The organism is Agrobacterium sp. OT33 (assembly GCF_017313365.1).
Taxonomy (GTDB): domain Bacteria; phylum Pseudomonadota; class Alphaproteobacteria; order Rhizobiales; family Rhizobiaceae; genus Agrobacterium; species Agrobacterium rhizogenes_A.
In genome coordinates, this window is sequence record NZ_JAFLMZ010000006.1 from 278,289 (window position 1) to 297,520 (window position 19,232).

Consider the following 19,232-nt stretch of genomic DNA (forward strand, 5'->3'; position numbering starts at 1 on the left):
TCCTCGCAATATATCTTCATGCCCATCACGCCACTATTGCGGGAATCCACAATAGCGGGATCGCAAACATGGTGGCAAGGAAGCTTCCGATAGCGTCGCAACTGGAGGGTTGCGGAATTTTAGGAGGAAAACAATGTTCACTCGTCGTTCATTCGCGGCATTCGCCGGTGCCGCCGCCATTGCCTTGGCCGCGGCTTTCCCGGCCCTTGCCAATCCGGTTACCATCAAGTTCAGCCATGTCGTCGCCCCCGACACTCCAAAAGGCAAGGGTGCCCTGAAGTTCAAGGAGCTTGCCGAGAAGTATACCAATGGTGCGGTACTGGTCGAAGTCTACCCCAACAGCCAACTCTATAAAGACAAGGAAGAGCTCGAAGCGCTCCAGCTCGGTGCCGTTCAGATGCTGGCTCCCTCCCTTGCGAAATTCGGCCCGTTGGGTGTGCAGCAGTTCGAGCTTTTCGATCTGCCTTATCTGATGTCCAACTACGAAGACCTTCGCAAGATAACTGACGGCGAAGTCGGGCAACATCTCCTCGGCCTGCTCGACAGCAAAGGGATCAAGGGCCTGGCCTATTGGGACAATGGCTTCAAGGTGATGTCGGCAAATTCGCCAATCGCAAGCCCGGATGACCTCCTGGGATTGAAGATGCGTATCCAGTCCTCGAAAATCATCGAGGCACAGATGCTGGCTCTGGACGCCGTGCCGCAGGTCCTGCCTTTCTCCGAAGTTTACCAGGCGCTGCAAACGGGCGTTGTCGACGGTACGGAAAATCCGCCGTCAAATATGTTCACCCAAAAGATGCATGAAGTGCAGAAGCACGCGACGCTGACCAACCACGGCTATCTTGGCTATGCGGTGATCGTCAACAAGGCATTCTGGGATGGCCTGAACCCGGATATTCGCGAACAGATCGACCGCGCCATGGATGAGTCGACCACCTACGCGAATTCAATCGCGCGCGAAGAAAATGAATGGGCGATGGCCGAGATGGTCAAGGCCGGAGCGACGAAGTTTCATGAACTGAGCGACGACGAACGGGCTTCGTGGATCGAGCGTTTGCGCCCGCTCCACGAGCAGATGGCGTCTCGCATCGGCGAAGACCTGGTCAAACAGGCACATGGCGTTCTGGGCATCCAGTAACACCGTCAAAACCTCTTTCCATTTTCTTCAAGGGGGTGCGTCCCGCGCCCCCTCTCTTGTTCGTGAGGTTTGATTATGCTGCGCATGCTCGACCGTTTCGAAGAAATCCTGATCGCGGCGCTGATGGCTGCTGCCGTGACATTGATCTTCGTCGCCGTTCTTCATCGATTTTCGATTGGTTATGCTGCCGATCTCGTTCGTTTTGCCCGTGCCAACAACATGCCGGAACTCCAGGCCTGGGCGCGTTCGATCTTCTCCACCATCAATGCCATCAAACTGACCTGGGCGCAGGAAGCCTGCATTTACCTCTTCGTATGGATGGCGAAATTTGGCGCGGCCTATGGCGTGCGTATCGGCATCCATGTCGGGGTCGACATGCTTGTGAACATGCTGGAGGAGAAACGGCGCCGGATATTGACGATAATCGCGATGTCGGGTGGCGTGATCTTTACCGCAATCCTTGTGTGGATTGGCTCCACTTTCGTTTACCACGTCGGTGTCGGGGGCCAAATCTCCGCCGATCTCGAAATCCCGATGTGGATTGTCTATCTCGCGGTTCCATTGGGTTCGGCCCTGATGTGTTTTCGCTTCATTCAGGCGCTTTGGCTGTACCTCACCACAGGCATCATCATTCACCACGAGATTGGCCATGTGGATGGCGTTGATGACGAGTCCGCCGCTCAGAACGGAGGACAGAAATAATGACCGCCCTCATCATTTTTGCCATCCTCACAATTTTGCTGGCGACAGGCATGCCTGTCTCGATCGCGCTTGGTTTGACCGTATTCAGCTTCCTGTTCGCGTTCACCAAAATCCCGATGGATTCCATCGCGTTGAAACTTTTCACCGGCATCGAGAAATTCGAGATCATGGCGATCCCGTTTTTCATTCTGGCGGGCAACTTCCTGACACACGGTGGCGTCGCCAAACGCATGATAGCCTTCGCCACGTCGATGGTCGGACATTGGCACGGCGGAATGGGACTTGCAGCGGTAGTGGCCTGCGCGCTCTTTGCCGCAATCTCGGGATCGAGCCCTGCAACCGTAATGGCGGTCGGATCCATCATGATTCCCGCCATGGTCAAGATGGGGTATCCGCCACAGTTTGCTGTCGGGCCGGTGGCGGCGGCGGGCGGACTGGGCATTCTCATTCCACCTTCCATCGTCATGGTCATGTATGCCGTTGCGACGTCAGGAATGCTTGCGACCGGACCGGATGGCGAAACCATTTTCTCGCCTTCGATCGGGCAAATCTTCATCGCAGGTGTTGTGCCCGGCCTGATCCTTGCCGCGATGTATGCGATCACGACGGTGTGGCGCGCATGGAAGAACGGCTATCCACGCCTTCCGCGGGCAAGCTGGCGGGATCGGCTGGTTGCCTTCCGGAAATCCGTATGGGGCCTCCTTCTGATCGTCATCATCATGGGCGGCATTTATGGCGGTCTGTTCACCCCCACAGAGGCAGCCGCAGTCTCGGCGGTATATGCCTTCGTGATCGCCGTCTTTGTCTACAGGGACATACGGATGAGCGATGTCCCGCGCATTTTGCTCGGGTCGGCCGCCATGTCAGCCATGCTGCTCTACATCATCACAAACGCTGTCATGTTCGCCTTCATTCTGACTTCGGAGCAAATTCCCCAGCTTATGTCGGATTGGATCGTATCGCTTGGCTTCGGCAAGATCGGCTTCCTGCTGGTCGTCAACATCATGCTCCTCGTCATCGGCATGGTCATGGAACCGTCGGCCATCATCCTCATCATGGCACCGATCCTTTATCCGATTGCGGTCAAGTTGGGGGTAGATCCCGTCCATTTCGGCATCATACTGATCGTGAACATGGAAATCGGCCTCGCGACGCCTCCTGTAGGGCTTAATCTCTACGTTGGTTCCGCGATCTCACGACTGGGCCTGACAGAGGTGTCCAAATCGGTCATTCCCTGGCTGCTGACAGCCCTCGTGTTCCTGATGCTGATTACGTATATCCCGGAAATCACGCTCTTCCTGCCAAGATTACTGGGAATGTAGCAAGGTCACACAATCTCCGCATCAGCCGCGGCAGGCGCCCAGTCTGCCGCGGCATCGCTTCACGACAACTGAGAGCCGCTTTCAGGTATGAAAACTCATCCGCCCTGTTCATAGGCGGCCGATCGCGGTTCAGCGTTCATGGATGAGTGCTGTCTACCATCGCGATCATCACTGGGCTCCGTTTCCGGGCACAATTTAGGCAGAGCCCCTGCAAGCCGCCCTGAAGGCGGCTTGCAGGGTTCGCTCCTCAGACCGACAGAGGCTTTGCGGAACGAAGGGCCACATTGACCACGCATGTGATTGCGATGTTCGCAGCCAGGGCAAGCAACCCCGTGTAGACGGTGAATGGCTCACCACCCAGACTGATGGCGTGCAGGGGTTTCCAGCCCGCGTCCCAGACAAGGTATGTTCCGCCGACAAAGCCTGTAATCCATCCGGCCAGCAACGCTGGCGCACGGAACCAACTGGAATAAAGACCAAAGATCAGCGCCGGCAGTGTCTGCAGGATCCATATGCCGCCCAGCAATTGCAGATCGAGGGCGAACTGCGTTGGCAGGAGAAGAATGACCAGCAAGGCCCCAACCTTGACGACCAGCGACGACAGTTTGGCGACCTTGGCTTCCCCTTCCGTGGTCACGCTGGGATTAACGTAAGCCTTCCAGAAGTTGCGGGTAAACAGGTTGGCGGCACCAATGCTCATGACGGCTGCCGGAACCAATGCGCCAATCGCGATCGCAGCGAAAGCGAAGCCCGCAAACCAGCTCGGAAACAGCGTCTGAAACAGGGCCGGCACGACGTCGTTCGGACTATCCAGCTTCAGGCCTGCAGCGTGCCCCATATAACCAAGCAGCGCCAGCAGGCCGAGCAGAAGCGTATAGGCCGGCAAAAGCACCGCGTTCTTCCGGATCGTGTTGGCGCTGTTGGATGCGAATATGCCCGTCAGGGTGTGGGGGTACATGAACGCGGCCAGCGCCGAACCCAAGGCCAGGGTCGCATAGGCGACATATTGGTTTCCGCCAAGCAACAGGCTGCCGGTGCCCTTGGCATCAAATGCAGCCTTGGCGGATGCGAAGACGTTTTCATAACCGCCGAGCTTGGACGGAATGAGCAGGACGGCAACGATCACCACGATATAGATCATGATGTCCTTGACGAAGGCGATCAGCGCCGGCGCGCGCAACCCTGCCGAATAGGTGTAAAGCGCCAGGATGATAAAGGCGATGGACAGCGGGATTTCCCCGTGAAGACCCAGCGCCTTGAGCGCAGCCGTCATGCCGATCAGCTGCAAGGCGATATAGGGCATGGTGGCGACGACGCCGGTCGCGGCAACCGCCAGTTCAAGGGCACGCGAGCCGAACTGGCCATGGACGATGTCGCCGGCTGTCACATAACCCGCGTCTCGCGCGCGCTTCCAGAGGAGTGGCATGACCGCGAAAACGAAGGGATAGACGATAATCGTGTAAGGCAGGGCGAAAAACCCGTAAGCACCCACGACATAGACAAGCGCCGGCACGGCGATAATCGTATAGGCGGTATAAAAGTCGCCTCCGACCAGAAACCAGGTGATCCAGGTGCCGAAAGACCGGCCTCCCAGGCCCCATTCATCGATATTGTCGAGATCTTTGGGCTTGCGCCAGCGGGATGCCACGAAGCCGAGCATGGTGACCAGAACGAAGAAGAAGGTGAAGACGGACAGCGCCGTGACGTCGATCTCAGTCGTCATCGCGCACACTCCGATAAGCGATATAAGTGATGCAAGCGGTCAGCGGCACCCAGGCCAGCTGATACCAGTAAAAAAAGGGAAAGCCGAAAAGAGACGGTTTTTCGAAATTGTAGAAGGGGACCCAGAGAAGTCCGATATAAGGAAGGGCAAGAAGCGACAAAGCCGCTTTCTTGCCCGGGGATGGTTTCGCCATTGTGGTTCCTCCCGATTTGGCGTGTACATCCGGGAGGTGGTAGGGTGATTGACCTGTGGCTGCAATCGCGCGGCCGGCAAACCTGAAAGCGCCTACCCAGAAGTGGGTAACGGCGTTATGGCCTCAGGACGCCGATCCCCCGATCAAGCGCATAACGCACCAGTTCCGCCGTCGATTTCAGCCCTAGCTTCTTTTTCAGGTGCTTTCGATGGGTTTCGGCAGTCGCCAGGGTGATGCCCAGAACATCGGCAATTTCGCGATTGTTTTTCCCGGCGACCAGCTCCCGCAGCACGTCGCGCTCCCGCGTGGTCAGAGGCTCGGCTTCATCGACGCGCGCCGTCTCCAATATGGCGTCGGCGACACCGGAAGAGAAATAGGTGCCGCCTTTCGCCACCGCTTCGATAGCCGCTGCGATCTCGTCAGTCGAAACGTCCTTCAGAATATAACCGGAAGCGCCGCGCAGCACTGAGGAGGAGATGTATTCCTTGTCGTCATGCATGGAAAGCATGATGACGCCACATGCCGGCAGGGCGCTTTTGAACAGGCTGATTGCCTCTATGCCATTGATTTTCGGCATATTTATATCCAGCAGAACGACATCCGGATGAAGGGCTGCGGCCATTTCAAGCCCGGCCTGTGCATCTGCGGCGGTCCCTGCGACATTCAGATGGGCATAGGTCTGGAGAATGGCCCGGAGCCCATCCAGAACCACGGGATGATTGTCGACAAGCAGGACGTTGATGGGGCCGGATTTCGTCATGCCGCCGACTCCGCAGGGTCGCGATGGGCAGAGAGCGGCGTCAAGACAGTTAACATGGTTCCCTTCTCATCACTTTTGATCAGCAGAACGCCACGGAAATGCGCCACCCGTTCTTGCATGTTACGCAAGCCGAGGCCCTGTGCAGCGGTTCCCGCGCTATCGAAACCGACGCCATCATCACCGATCGTCATCCGGCTGCGGCCACGCTCACTCCGCAACCGAATGAAAACCGTGGTCGCATCGGCGTGGCGCTCGACATTGGTGAGAGCCTCCTGCGCGATGCGGTAAAGCGCCGTACTGACGTTGGCCTTCAGATTATCCGCAAAAAAGCTGGCATCCAGAACGGCATCTACACCCGTTCTGTCACGAAAGCCCTCACACAGGGCGCGCAGCGCCGCTACCAACCCCAGATCATCAAGCAGAGGCGGCCTCAACGCATGCGACAGCTGGCGAACATCGCGGATCGCATCGTTGAGTGTCTTGATCCCACCTTCTATCGCCCCGGACACATCGCCGTCACCCGCCTTGACCTTGCGTTCTGCAAGGTTCATCGCATAGCGGGCGCCCACCAGGCTTTGCGAAATCCCGTCATGCAGGTCGCGGGCAAGTCGGGTTCGTTCCTGTTCCTGCGTATCGATGACCCGCTGCGTAAGCAGCCGCAGCTTTCGGTCGGCAAGCCGTCGCTCGCTGAGGGTTATGACCATGCCCGTCGCAAACACCAGCAGGATCGCCGGAATAGCGACCAAAGCGACAATTTTGAATGTCCAGCCAATGGTGCTGCGAAAATCCGTTTGAGCCGCTTCGGTCTGGGTATGGATCTCATCAAGATAGATGCCGGTTCCCAGCATCCAGCGCCAATTATCCAGCTTGTCCACATAGGACAGCTTGTCACCAATCTGGCCCGTTGCAGGCCTCGCCCATTTGTATTGAACGAAACCGCCGCCCGCCTTCGCCGTCGCGATCAGGGTTTCAATTACCTTCTTTCCATCCGGATCGATGAAATCCAGCCAGTTGCGGCCCGGGAATTCGTTTTGTCGGGGATGGACGATGCTGTTTCCGGCATAATCGTAGACGAAGAAATACCCGTCCTCTCCATAGTCCAGGCTCTTGATGAGCTCGATCGCCCTCTGCCGCTTCTCGTCATCGGACAGGCCGCCCTGCGCCATGATTCCGCGGACGGCAGACATGGCCACATAGGTGAGATGAACGATTTCGCTTTCCTTGGCTTTCAGCATATTCTGCTCGAAAGTCGATATGCTGCTCTCGGCCAGGGTTCTGGACTGCCATGTGATGAAAGCCGTGATGGCAAATACCGCCAGCACCAGCGGCAGAATGGAAAGGGCTATGATCTGCTGCCGGAGGTTCATCGACGTAATAGTACCTTCTATCTGCGGAGCCCGGGGGCTTTTGCCTGGTGAGAACCAGCACATGATTTAGTTTTTCTTCCAGACCATTGCCATCGCCGAACGGCAGCGTTTGACCCTATCGGTCAAAGGCCGAGACCTGCAGTTTCCCGCAACGCAGAAGGTGCTGAAGAGTATAGGCAACCGACAGGGCATCATCCAAGGCATCGTGCCCTCTCAGGACGGGATGATCGACATCATAATAATCCGCAAGTCTGTTGCTTGGTGTTCTTGCCAGGTCCTCCACGGGCATGCCGGCAGCAAGCAAAAGCTTGACCGCGTTATCGAAGCGGGACGCGGGAATCGGTGGGCTTATGCCCGCTATATAACAACTGATCGCGAGCATATTCAGCTCGTCCTTTCCCCAGGACCAGAAGCCTGCTCCTTCCGAGAAATTCTCCAGACCCGACAGCGCCTCCTGAAGGCTTGTGCCCTGCTGATCGATCTGTTCTTCGGTAATTCCGGTCAGATTTACGAAGTATGGATCAAGCGCATATTTGTCGTCATGCCGGTCAACCGGCGTGACGTAGGCTTTGAAGGTTTCCAGAATGGGGAAGCCGGCTTCAAGTCCGATCCTGACCGCGCCGATCTGGGCAATGACAGGATCAGGGTCGATCGCCCCACACCAGAACCGGCTTTGAGAACCCTGTATGCAGAGAAATTCACAGTCGAAGACGATAGCTGTTTTCATGTGCCCTGCTCGCCAATCGGATCGCTTCGCTCCCACACTATTACCGATCAAGAGAATGGCAATGGCGGCTCTTGGCGCATTGCGGACAAACGAACAGGCATAAATTTTGAAAACACCGTGCCTACAGGGGTAAAACCTTCCGCCTATTGCCCCACATAACGGGCCCGGGGTCGGATCAGCTTGTCATCCAGCTTCTGCTCCAGCGCATGGGCGACCCAGCCGACAGTTCGCGCGACGGCAAAAAGTGCGAGTGCCGCACCGCGCGGCAGCTTCAGGCTTCGCCGGAGGCTGACGAGCGCCACATCGCAGGTCGGCAGTTGCCCGGCAGTGTCGTTCATCATTTTAAGAAGCTCGTCGCGTTGCGCATCCGGCGGGAGATAGGGCAGCAGGCCAGTCGCTCGTGGGTCACCGTCCGGATAGAGCGGATGATGAAAGCCGGGAATGGCTTCACCCCGGCGCAGGCGCTCGTCGATGACCCGCTCTACATCCCCATATCGCTCCAGCTCGTCGAATAAAAGTTCGACAAGGCTTGTCATGCCGCCATGCAGGGGGCCGCTCAGCGCGGAAAGCCCCGCATACAGGCACGCGCCCAGCGATGCTCCCGTCGAAGCGACGACGCGCACCGCAAATGCCGAGGCATTGAGTTCGTGATCGGCCTGCAGCACGAGGGCCCGGCGAATGAGATCCGCGCCTGCCGCATCCGCCTGCCATGCGTGCGCGAGGAACAGGTGAACCGCCTGCGTCTTCGGTTGGCTCGAGGTGCAGGCACCGGCGACACCCCGCAACATGGCTGCGGCCCCAGGCCAGAGACGTCGGTTGTCACGCCGCCAGGCGGTCACGCGGCCGGCTTCCACAAGCGGAAGAAGCGCCTGGCATCGCTCTGTCAGTGGCAGATTTCCGACATGGTCGAGCACGGGCTGTGGCCACAGCGTCGGAACAGCCTTTACATCATCGAATGGATCAGCTTCGCCGCAATCCCATAGCAGCCGGGCGACATCCTCAAGGCTCGCCGCCTGCGAAAGAGCAAGAGCGTCCTGACCGCGATAGCGTAACCGGCCCTCCGCAATTTCGGTAATGGCGGACTCGAGCACGGGCAGCCCCCAGTCAAGCGCAGCGGCAGCCACCTGCCGGGGACGCCGTCCAACGTTTTTCCTCTTCTTCAGCGCTTCAATGTCGTGCGCGCTGTAGAGCCTGCGGCGCGGATCGTCGGCTGCGTCACTCGTGTGGATCAATCCACGGCTTACATAGGCGTAAAGCGTTGCACGACTGATGCCCAACTCGGCCGCAGCGCGATCGGCGGTCATGAACTTGTCGGAGTGCCGCATGATGATCTCGTATTGATTATATGAATCAAGATTGACCATATATGTGCACCGCAGCATCCTCAAGCATGTTTCACATTGAATGAGGAGAATGACCATGTCCGCCACCCCTGCGCTTGTCGGCAAAAGCCCGGCTCCCGGTCTCGATGATGTCGTTGCCGCCGAAACCATGCTCAGTCATGTGGACGGGCAGGCGGGCGAGCTTGTCGTTCGAGGCCATCACCTGACGGAACTGGCTGACTGGTCTTTCGAACAGGTGCTGGAACTCCTGTGGTCCGGGCAGACGGCGGTGAAGATCACAGCCCAGGACATTCGTTCGCAACTGGGCAAGGCGCGGCAGCGCACATTCGAACGCATGCAGCTTCTGCTTCCGGGCCTGTCCGCCCTCACCTCCGTCGAGGCCTTGCGTCTTCTGTTGTCTTCGTTGCCGGATGATGAAACCACCCCGCATCACATAATGGCTGTCGCAGCCGTGCCGGTCTTTGCCGCAGCCATCATCCGCAACAGGCAGGAACTTGCGCCGATAGCACCCGATGCGTCGCTTGCCCATTCTGCGGATTTCCTGCGAATGCTGTCCGGCACATTGCCTTCGACGGAGAAGGTGCGAGCCCTTGATACATATCTGACCACCGTTGCCGATCACGGGCTGAATGCTTCCACCTTCACCGCCCGGGTAATCGCCTCGACCGGGGCCGGGCTGTTTTCATCGGTCGTTGGTGCGCTTTGCGCCTTGAAGGGACCTCTTCACGGCGGTGCACCGGGCCCGGTACTGGATATGCTGGACGCCATTGGCACCGAGGCGGAAATCGAACCATGGCTGCTGGATGCGCTGGGGCGCGGAGAACGTCTTATGGGATTCGGCCACCGGATCTACCGTGTGCGTGACCCACGTGCCGACGTGCTGAAACATGCCGTTTCCAGCCTGAAGGAGGGCTCCGACCGCATTGCCTTTGCGGGTAAAGTGGAGGAAGCGGCACTGGCGCTTCTGAAGGAAAAGAAGCCTCTGCGTCCTCTGCAGACCAATGTCGAATTCTATACCGCACTCGTGCTGGAAGCGGTGGGTTTTCCGCGCGACAGCTTTACCAATGTCTTTGCGGCCGGGCGTATGGCGGGCTGGACCGCCCATGTATTGGAACAGGAGCGCACAGGGCGCCTCATTCGCCCGCAATCCCGCTACATCGGCCCGCAGCCGAGATGAGGTTTGGACCCTGACAACACGCGGGGGCCGAATCGATATTTCCAGTCAGGAACGCAACATTTTCGCTGGGAGGCGACCGTGAGCCGCCTCCCTCCTGACGCAAGGTGATCGCTCCCGTTTGACCGTGTCGGGACAATGACCCCAATACCGGCCAACCCCGTACATGCGGGGCCCTGCGGGCGGGAAAAATATCCTGATTATTCCAAGTGGCTTTTATTTTCGCAAAAGACACTTTATGCCCTTTATGGTTGAAACAATCAGGACGTCTTGAGTGAAAATAACCTCCTTCATTCCCTCCGCCATTCTTGGAATTGTTGGCCTTGCAGCGCTGAGCATCGTCTTCGGTTCGTGGTATACGATCGATCAAGGCGAGCGCGGCGTCATCCTGAGATATGGCGCGATCGCGGGAACGGCAGAGCCCGGTCTTGGTTTCAAACTTCCCGTCATCGATTCGATCGTCCGCATTTCCGTGCAATCGCAATCGAAGGTTTATGAACACATGGAGGCCTACAGCCGCGACCAGCAGCCAGCGACGGTCAAACTTTCGGTCAACTATCGCATTCCCGTCGATCAGGTTGCTTCCGTCTATGAACAATACGGCTCCGAGGAAGGACTTCTGGGTCGTCTTGTCGAACGCAAGGTCTTTGAGGAAAGCAAGACGGTCTTCGGACGCTTCAATGCCGTCACCGCCATACAGGAACGCGGACGCCTCAATCAGGAGATCGCGCAGGCGATCCAGGACAGCGTGCGGGGACCGGTGATCGTCGACAGCGTCCAGATCGAGAACATTGATTTTTCCGATGCCTACGAGGCAAGCATAGAGCAGCGTATGCTCGCCGAGGTCGAAGTCCAGAAATTGCGGCAAAATGCCGAACGGGAAAAGGTGCAGGCGGAAATTACCGTCACGCGCGCCAATGCCGACGCGGATGCCCGACGTGCCGAAGCCCAGGCGCAGGCGGATGCGGTCCGGTTGCAGGCACAGGCGGATGCCGAGGCGATACGCCTTCGGGGCGATGCCGAAGCGCAGGCGATAAAGGCGCGCGGTGACGCGCTCCGCGACAATCCCGGCCTTGTCTCCCTCACCCAGGCCGAAAAATGGGACGGCCGCCTGCCCACAACCATGTTGCCGAATGGTGCCTTGCCGATGATCAATCTCGACGAGAAGACAGCTTCCCATCGTAACGGGGAGGCCGAATAGCTAACCGCAAGGCGGCCTCCGGTTCGGAGAAAACGCATACCGTGCCAGCAAAACCTGAGGATGGTAAACAATCACCAACAGCACCGCGCAGCCATGCCGGAGAGCTATTTCTGCTGGCCGTGGTGATAGCCTTCATTTCTGCATTCATGCTGGCGATGCTTCTCCATCTCTTCAATCCGGATGCCTTCGGGTCGTGTTTCGAGGGAGGGTGCGGTTATGCCGCGATGTTCGGTTTCGTCCCCGTTGCTACCTTCGCTCTTGCTCCGATCTGGTGGTTCTGCTTGCGACACGCCGGCCCTCTCAGTCGTCTCATATTGTGGTTCCTGCTGTTGTTCGTGGCCGGGCATTTCATCTTGGCACCACTCATCAGCTTGCCGGGCTTGGCAGGGCTATTGTGGATGATGGTGCGGCTGTGGCGTGAGAACAACAAACGGGGTCAACCGATCAACGATCTGTTCGTAAAACCTGTGGCGAAACGAGTGTCATCGGTTTCCCGGGAAGCAAGGGCAGGGAAAGCGACATGAAAACGGGTATATCCTCCGCCAGTCTCATACGCCCGGCAGGTTCAGACCACGCAGGCCGATGCCGCGCTACCCATTGAAACAAGGACGGACCCGATGCGCATCCTGCTGATCAATCCTCCCTACATCTCACTGTCGTCGAAAGGTACCGGGCACCAGATTCCTTTTGGGCTCCTGTGTATTGGCGGCCCGCTCATTGATGCAGGTCATGTGGTGAACCTTCTCGACGCAGAACGTCATCACCTGTCTCAACAGGATATTGAACGGGCAATACGCGCTTTCGCACCCGATATGGTCATGACCGGTCACGCAGGCTCGACGCCGGCGCATCGAGCCTGCCTGGAAACACTGGCCACCTCAAAACGCATCTCCCCTCAGGCCGTAACGGTTTACGGAGGCGTTTACCCTACCTATCACGCTGCCGATATTCTTCAGTCCGCGGCAGATGTCGACATCATCATCCGCGGTGAAGGCGAAACAGCAGTGACTGATCTTGCAGCGGCCATTGCGCAGGGCAATCCGCTCATCCGGGTGAACGGCATCACCTGGCGTCAGCAGGATGGTTCCATTCGTGAAAATCCGTCTGCGGCGCTGATCACCAAACTGGACGAACAGCGCATTGGCTGGGAACTCATCGAAAATTGGGACGACTATCAGTGTTTCGGGCGAGGCCGGGCTGCCATCATCCAGTTTTCCCGCGGCTGTCCGCATGTGTGCAGCTATTGCGGCCAGTACCAGTTTTGGAGCAAATGGCGTTACCGTTCTCCCGGAGCCGTTGCCGCTGAAATCGGCTGGCTTCACCGCCAGCACGGCATCGGTTTCGTAACCCTAGCCGACGAGAACCCTACGTCTTCTAAACGGTTGTGGCGGGAATTTCTCGAAGCGCTTATCGAACAAAACGTGCCAGTCCGCCTGTTTGCGACGATTCGGGCCACCGATATAGTACGCGACGCAGATCTTTTGCCGCTCATGCGACGTGCGGGCATGACCTGCATCCTCATGGGAATCGAGACAACGGATCCCGCAACGCTTGAGGCAATCCGCAAGGGCTCCACGACGAAGGACGACCAGCAGGCCGTAAAGCTTCTGCGTCAACACGGCATCCTGTCCATGCTTGGCCACATCGTTGGTTTCGAAGAGGAACGTCTCGCCGATTACGGCCGCGCCATCCGCCAGATCGCGCTCTACGATCCAGATCTCGTCAATGCCATGTATGTCACGCCACACAGGTGGTCGGACTGGGCGGCGGAGAACAACGAGCGTGGTGTCGTTCAAACCGATCCCGCCAAATGGGACTACCGGCATCAGCTTCTTGCCTCAAGGTATCTCTCCACACGTTCCGTCTTTTGGCTGGTCAAGCTGATGGAAGTGGCGGTTCACCTGCGCCCGGGAACATTGTTGCGTATCCTTGCACATCCCGACAAGGACATCAGAGCCGATCTTCGCTGGTGTTTCCGTAACAGTTTCCGTGTCTGGCGGGCCGAGATCGTTGAATTTCTGCAAAGCCCGCCGCATGCTCATCCACAGATGCCCCTCGGTGAATGGTTGCGCAGGGACAGCAAAAAAGCAGGTCTTCCGACGGATGCAGAACAGGCATCCAGCCCCACAGGGGTTGGCCGAACGGCGGTGTTGTAGCCTTGCAATGAGATCACGCAGGGAGTGCTTCGGGTATGCGTCAGCCTATTCGGCGGGCCGTTCCCAGTCCGGATTTTCCATGCCAGAGAACATTCGCAGGATTGCCTTGTCGCCGACGTCTTCATCCAAGACAGGGTATGAACGGGAAGGAAAGCGCCGATGAGGAAAGCTCATCTAACAAAGTGGATATTTTCCGGGCTCCTGGTCTTCAGCACCGTGTTTTTCAGCGCCGACATATCGGCTGCGGCAGAGAACGAATGCGGCACCCACGGCGAGGATATTATCCACCAAGCCTATCCAGCTGCTCAGAAGACCACCGAGTTGGAATTCAATATTGGCAACGCGACACTGAGGTTGGCCGCCGATACCTTCATCGGCAGTGATCCGCACGTCATCGTGTGCCGGCTCTGGCCCGCCAATCCGGACCTCATGCTGGTTGCCGTACCCTTGATGACGAAGCTTTCAGACTACGAAAACGAGGGAGACCTGGACATACTCGTCGTTGAAAACAAGTCACTCCAGCTCAGGCAAAGGCTGCGAGTGAAAGGGATAATGAACGATGACGCGATCAGAATCCGCGGCATGACCTTCGATACCGCCCGCTACCAGCTGGCACCCGGCAAAACAGCCTTCGGCATACGGATCGAGACCGAAGGCTCTTCCAGAGCCAACCCTTTCGGCGACACCACATTACGGCTCTACACGATCGACGGCGAACACCTGCGCTCCGTTCTCGACAATATCGTCGTTCGGGAAAATGTGGGAGAGTGGGATACCACTTGTGCAGGAAATTTCCAGACAACGACGCGCATACTGACCATGGCCAGACGAACCCACGGGGGAGCCGCCGATATTGTCGTGACGGAGACCGAAGCACCCAGCATTTTCAAGGTCATGCCGGATGGGCAATGCGAGAGCTTCGACGAAAAGAAGCAGATCAGGAAAATCCAGGTGACATATGACGGCAAAGTCTACGTGGTTCCTCGCGGTCTGAAACGGGAATATTGACCTTCACCAGAACAGTTCCGAACTTGCCGCCCGACACCCGACCATATGTCGACTCGGGTAAGAAAGCAGGCGGCACGGCCATTCCGGTACCCTCGACGGACACCCGCCATAATTGCCACTCACCCATTAGCCAATAGACCAGCAGGCTAGTCAGAGGACACCTCCCTCTTGCGACAGCTGTCGGATCATTCTGCAAGCCTGCAATAAAAGCGGGTGAACCATTCTGGAAGCACGCGGACCCAGACCGCGTCAGGCACTTGCGAATGTATCCTTTGTCGCATCGCCTTTACCGATGGACGCGCAACAATATTAAGTATGATCCACTATATGGACCTTATGGGCACACGAATAAACTACACAAATCCGCCTATTTACTGTTGATTTCGTCAAATTTCCTGTGTATCCCGAATACATGGTTTTGTAACGGTCCATATTGTGGAGGCAATATACCGATACGTTCAGACTTTCGGAGGGGTCTGACCAGCCTGGCAACAACAGATAGTGTCGCGGTTGCGGCATGGACGGCCTGTTTTGCTGGCTACCATCCATTGCGAAGGTTGTTCTGCGGGAGAGGAGGCCCCAATGACCATGACCGCAAGCACAGATGACGACGTATTTGTACTCGATGGCGAGTTATTGCACACGGAGCCGGTGACGGGCTCGTGGTTCATGCGACCGATTGAGGCCGTCGCAGCCGTGCTGTTGGCCGTGATGATTGGCCTGCTTCTGCTGGGTGTGACATCGCGCTATGCCTTACATCTGCCCATCGTCTGGATCGATGAAATGGCGTCGTTGTGCTTCCTGTGGTTTGCCATGCTGGGCGCGGCAATTGCCATTGATCGCAGCGAGCACCTGCGTCTGACGCTATTTCTCAACATGTTTCCGCAGCGTTTTCTGGGCTACATCAATTCACTTGCCCTGGTGCTGGTGGCGACATTTCTGGCGGCGATCATTAAGCCCGCTATCGAATATGCCATCGAGGAGTGGGTGGTCACCTCGGCCGCGCTCAATATTCCCATGACCTTCCGCGCTGCGGCTCTGCCATTTGGCGCGTGTCTTATGCTGCTGCTGGTTTTCAACAATCTCTTCCGCAGGGAGAAATTGCGCGACATCATCGTGGCCGTTGTCACTGTCGCGGTCGCTTCCGGCCTGCTCTATCTGGTATCGCCGGTGCTCGAAACCTTCGGCAATTTCAATCTGGCGATCTTCCTCGGCCTGTTCGTGGCCGTGTTTCTGGTGCTGGGCGTGCCGATCGCCTTCTGCTTCGGTCTTGGAACCCTCGCCTACCTGACCTTCGCCACCTGGGTTCCGACCATCGTGATGATCGGGCGTATGGATGAGGGCATGTCGGGCATCATTCTGCTGTCGGTGCCGGTTTTCGTGCTGCTGGGCTGTGTGCTCGATGCCACCGGCATGGGCAAGGCGATCGTCGAGCTCCTGTCCTCGATGTTCGGCCATATCCGCGCCGGCATGTCCTATGTACTGCTCGGCTCGCTGTTTCTGGTCTCGGGCATTTCCGGCTCCAAGGTCTCGGATATGGCGACCGTCGCACCGGCGCTGTTTCCGGAAATGAAGCGCCGCGGCCACAAGCCCAAGGAAATGATCGCGCTTTTGGCCACCGGTGCGGCCATGGCCGATACGGTTCCGCCATCCATCGTGCTGATCGTTCTCGGTTCTGCGGCGGGCGTATCGATTGCCGGTCTGTTCACCTCCGGTTTCATGATTGCCATGGTGCTGCTTCTGGTGCTGGCCGTTTTGGCCCGCTGGAAGGCGCGGCATGAGAACATGGAAGGCGCAAGGCGCACCCCATGGCCGCTGGTGGGCAAGGCAGCCCTGATTGCCGCCCCGGCGCTGGTCCTGCCTTTCCTCATCCGCAGCCTGGTGGGCGGCGGCGTGGCGACGGCAACCGAAGTCTCCACTATCGCCGTGCTCTACGCCATGATCATCGGCGCGGTGCTTTATGGCGGCATCAGCCTCAAGAAGCTCTATTCCATGCTGGTGGAGACGGCGGCCCTTTCCGGCGCCATCCTGTTGATCCTCGGCTGCGCTTCGGCCATGGCCTGGGGGCTGACCCAGAGCGGCTTTGCCTTCCAGCTCACCGCCATGATCACCGATCTGCCGGGCGGCTGGATAACCTATATGATCGTGTCGATCCTGATCTTCATGATCCTGGGCTGCGTGCTGGAAGGTCTGCCGGCGATCGTTCTGCTCGCACCGATCATGTTCCCCATTGCCCGCACGCTCGGCATCAACGACATCCATTATTCGATGGTCGTGGTGGTCGCCATGAATATCGGCCTGATGGCACCGCCGATCGGCATCGGCTTCTATATCGCCTGCAAGATCGGCAATGTCTCGCCCGATGAAGCCATGGGCGCCATCTGGCCCTATCTCGCGGCCATGGTCATCGGCCTGTTGCTGATTGCCGCCGTTCCGGGCTTTTCGACAATTCTGCTCTGAGACCATGGCGGGGACCTGCCCGCCATGCCGATTAACGATCGCATGCTTTATTTGGGAGGAGAAAGCAATGAATATCAACAGACGTACCATGCTCGCCGGTGCCGGTTCCGCCGTTCTGGCCACCGCCTTCGTGTCACGCGCCCGCGCTGCCCAATACAATTATAAATATGCCAACAACCTGCCTGCCGCGCACCCCATGAACATCCGCGCCAAGGAGGCCGCAGACCGTATCGCCAAGGAAACCGATGGGCAGGTGAATATCAGCATCTTCCCCAGCAGCCAGCTGGGCGCTGATACGGACGTTTTGAGCCAGGTGCGGTCCGGCGGCGTTGAGTTCTTCACGCTCTCGCCGCTGATCCTGTCGACACTGGTGCCGAATGCCTCCATCAGTGGCATTGGCTTCGCCTTTCCGAACTACGATTCCGTGTGGGCCGCCATGGATGGCGACCTCGGCAAATATGTGCGCGGTGAAATCGCCAAGCAGAACCTCGTTGCCATGGATACCATCTGGGATAACGGCTTCCGCCAGATCACCAGCGCGTCCAAGCCCATCGCCACACCGGCCGACCTCGAAAGCTTCAAGATCCGCGTGCCGGTAAGCCCGCTCTGGACATCGATGTTCAAGGCCTTCAAATCGGCCCCGGCCTCAATCAACTTCGCCGAAGTCTACACCGCGCTGCAGACCGGCGTGGTCGATGGCCAGGAAAACCCGCTGGCGATCATTTCCACCGCCAAGCTGTTCGAAGTGCAGAAATTCTGCTCGGTCACCAACCACATGTGGGACGGTTTCTGGTTCCTGGCCAACAAGCGCGCCTGGGAGCGCCTGCCGGACGATCTGCGCGCCATCGTCGCCAAAAACCTCAACCAGTCCGGCAAGGATGAACGCGCCGATGTGGCGAAGCTGAATGCCTCGGTGCAGGAAGACCTCATTTCCAAGGGCATGACCTTCAACGACACGGATGCGACGCTCTTCCGCGCCGCGCTGAAAGAGGCAGGCTTCTATTCCGAGTGGAAGGGCAAGTACGGCGATGAGGCCTGGGCCATTCTCGAAAAGGCCGTTGGCGCCAGCCTGACCTGAGCGGTCCGCTGAATAACTGGCCCCGCCCGTAGCGGGGCCAACCCGACTATATCTGACGATTGGAATGGAGACTGTTTTGACAGGTCGCCTGACGGGAAAACGCGCGCTTGTGTTCGGCGCAGGATCATCGGGTCCGGGTTTTGGCAATGGCAAGGCTGCCGCCGTGCAATTTGCCCGCGAAGGCGCGCGCGTGGCATGCGTCGATCTCTCCGCCGACGCCGCCGAAGAGACGGCACAGCTCATTCGCGACGAAGGTTTCGAGACGATCGCGGTTGCGGCAGATGTCACCGAGCTACTGTCCGTATCGGACGCCGTTGCCCTTACCTGTGAAGCCTTTGGCGGCATCGATATTCTGCATAATAATGTCGGCGTGACCCATATGGGCGGCCCGGTCGAGCTGGACGAGGATCGTTTTCGCGCCTCGGTCGATCTCAACATCGGCTCCGTTTATCGCACTGCAAAGGCCGTATTGCCGGTAATGCTGGCGCAGGGCGGCGGGGCCATCGTCAATATTTCCTCACTCGCCTCCATTCGCTGGACCGGCTATCCCTATTTTGCCTATTACGCCATGAAGGCCGCCGTCAATCAGGCGACCGTGGCGCTGGCCATGCAATATGCCCGGCAGGGCATTCGCGCCAATTGCATTCTTCCCGGCATGATCGACACCCCGCTGATCTACAAGCAGATCAGCAGCCAGTATGCCACAGTGGAAGACATGGTGGCGGCGCGCAATGCCGCAGTTCCGGTGGGCCGCATGGGCGATGCCTTCGATATCGCCCGCGCCGCCGCCTTTCTGGCATCCGATGAAGCGAAGTTCATCACCGGCATCTGTTTGCCTGTCGATGGCGGGCAAAGCTGCGCTGTGGGGGCGTTTTCCTGA

Annotated in this window: 17 protein-coding genes; 11 read left to right on the forward strand and 6 right to left on the reverse strand. The window is 58.1% G+C overall.

All coding sequences use genetic code 11. The features are described from left to right. Positions 1-133 precede the first annotated feature (133 nt). The 3 genes from JZX88_RS16300 (at position 134) to JZX88_RS16310 (ending at position 3,162) form a co-directional block, all read left to right on the forward strand. On the forward strand, positions 134-1,138 hold the full coding sequence (locus JZX88_RS16300; RefSeq protein ID WP_110758286.1) for a TRAP transporter substrate-binding protein: 1,005 nt from the start codon (positions 134-136) through the stop codon (positions 1,136-1,138). A 75-nt stretch (positions 1,139-1,213) separates the two neighbouring features. Further along, the gene (locus JZX88_RS16305) at positions 1,214-1,840 is read left to right on the forward strand and encodes a TRAP transporter small permease (RefSeq protein WP_065117241.1); all 627 of its coding nucleotides are present in this window, start codon (positions 1,214-1,216) and stop codon (positions 1,838-1,840) included. After that, on the forward strand, positions 1,840-3,162 hold the full coding sequence (locus JZX88_RS16310) for a TRAP transporter large permease (protein ID WP_206914176.1): 1,323 nt from the start codon (positions 1,840-1,842) through the stop codon (positions 3,160-3,162). The genes JZX88_RS16305 and JZX88_RS16310 overlap by 1 nt, the downstream gene beginning before the upstream one ends. Before the next feature lie 247 nt (positions 3,163-3,409). Here the strand turns inward: JZX88_RS16310 and mctP are convergent, their stop codons facing one another. The 6 genes from mctP to JZX88_RS16340 form a co-directional block, all read right to left on the reverse strand. Further along, positions 3,410-4,885 (reverse strand): monocarboxylate uptake permease MctP, encoded by a 1,476-nt coding sequence (mctP, locus tag JZX88_RS16315; protein ID WP_110758289.1) that lies wholly within the window; start codon positions 4,883-4,885, stop codon positions 3,410-3,412. Then, positions 4,875-5,078 (reverse strand): DUF3311 domain-containing protein, encoded by a 204-nt coding sequence (locus JZX88_RS16320; RefSeq protein WP_110758290.1) that lies wholly within the window; start codon positions 5,076-5,078, stop codon positions 4,875-4,877. Before JZX88_RS16320 ends, mctP begins: the two co-directional genes overlap by 11 nt. A 115-nt stretch (positions 5,079-5,193) precedes the next feature. Then, positions 5,194-5,838, reverse strand: coding sequence for a response regulator transcription factor (locus JZX88_RS16325; protein WP_142856502.1), 645 nt, complete (start codon positions 5,836-5,838; stop codon positions 5,194-5,196). Next, complete coding sequence (locus JZX88_RS16330; protein WP_206914250.1) at positions 5,835-7,205, reverse strand: cache domain-containing protein; 1,371 nt, start codon at positions 7,203-7,205, stop codon at positions 5,835-5,837. Before JZX88_RS16330 ends, JZX88_RS16325 begins: the two co-directional genes overlap by 4 nt. Positions 7,206-7,320: 115 nt before the next feature. Continuing rightward, positions 7,321-7,932 carry a 3'-5' exonuclease gene (locus tag JZX88_RS16335; protein ID WP_206914177.1) on the reverse strand — a complete coding sequence of 204 codons (612 nt, stop codon included), beginning with the start codon at positions 7,930-7,932 and terminating at the stop codon, positions 7,321-7,323. 143 nt (positions 7,933-8,075) lie between these two features. After that, positions 8,076-9,257 (reverse strand): citrate synthase family protein, encoded by a 1,182-nt coding sequence (locus JZX88_RS16340; RefSeq protein ID WP_246753492.1) that lies wholly within the window; start codon positions 9,255-9,257, stop codon positions 8,076-8,078. A gap of 94 nt (positions 9,258-9,351) precedes the next feature. Between JZX88_RS16340 and JZX88_RS16345 the strand changes: the two genes are divergently transcribed. The 8 genes from JZX88_RS16345 (at position 9,352) to JZX88_RS16380 (ending at position 19,232) form a co-directional block, all read left to right on the forward strand. After that, positions 9,352-10,452, forward strand: a complete 1,101-nt coding sequence (locus tag JZX88_RS16345) for a citrate synthase/methylcitrate synthase (RefSeq protein WP_174032188.1) — start codon at positions 9,352-9,354, stop codon at positions 10,450-10,452. Positions 10,453-10,723: 271 nt separating this feature from the next. Beyond that, the gene (locus JZX88_RS16350) at positions 10,724-11,650 is read left to right on the forward strand and encodes a prohibitin family protein (protein WP_174032192.1); all 927 of its coding nucleotides are present in this window, start codon (positions 10,724-10,726) and stop codon (positions 11,648-11,650) included. Positions 11,651-11,691: 41 nt separating this feature from the next. Further along, a complete protein-coding gene (locus JZX88_RS16355; protein WP_174032194.1) occupies positions 11,692-12,174 on the forward strand; it encodes a hypothetical protein in 483 nt (160 codons plus the stop codon). A 93-nt stretch (positions 12,175-12,267) separates the two neighbouring features. Beyond that, positions 12,268-13,806 (forward strand): B12-binding domain-containing radical SAM protein, encoded by a 1,539-nt coding sequence (locus JZX88_RS16360; protein ID WP_206914179.1) that lies wholly within the window; start codon positions 12,268-12,270, stop codon positions 13,804-13,806. Between the two features lie 159 nt (positions 13,807-13,965). Then, the gene (locus tag JZX88_RS16365; RefSeq protein WP_206914180.1) at positions 13,966-14,814 is read left to right on the forward strand and encodes a hypothetical protein; all 849 of its coding nucleotides are present in this window, start codon (positions 13,966-13,968) and stop codon (positions 14,812-14,814) included. A gap of 582 nt (positions 14,815-15,396) precedes the next feature. Further along, positions 15,397-17,274, forward strand: coding sequence for a TRAP transporter large permease subunit (locus JZX88_RS16370; RefSeq protein ID WP_206914181.1), 1,878 nt, complete (start codon positions 15,397-15,399; stop codon positions 17,272-17,274). 67 nt (positions 17,275-17,341) lie between these two features. Next, positions 17,342-18,352, forward strand: coding sequence for a TRAP transporter substrate-binding protein (locus tag JZX88_RS16375; RefSeq protein ID WP_110758306.1), 1,011 nt, complete (start codon positions 17,342-17,344; stop codon positions 18,350-18,352). Between the two features lie 76 nt (positions 18,353-18,428). Then, on the forward strand, positions 18,429-19,232 hold the full coding sequence (locus JZX88_RS16380; protein ID WP_206914182.1) for an SDR family NAD(P)-dependent oxidoreductase: 804 nt from the start codon (positions 18,429-18,431) through the stop codon (positions 19,230-19,232).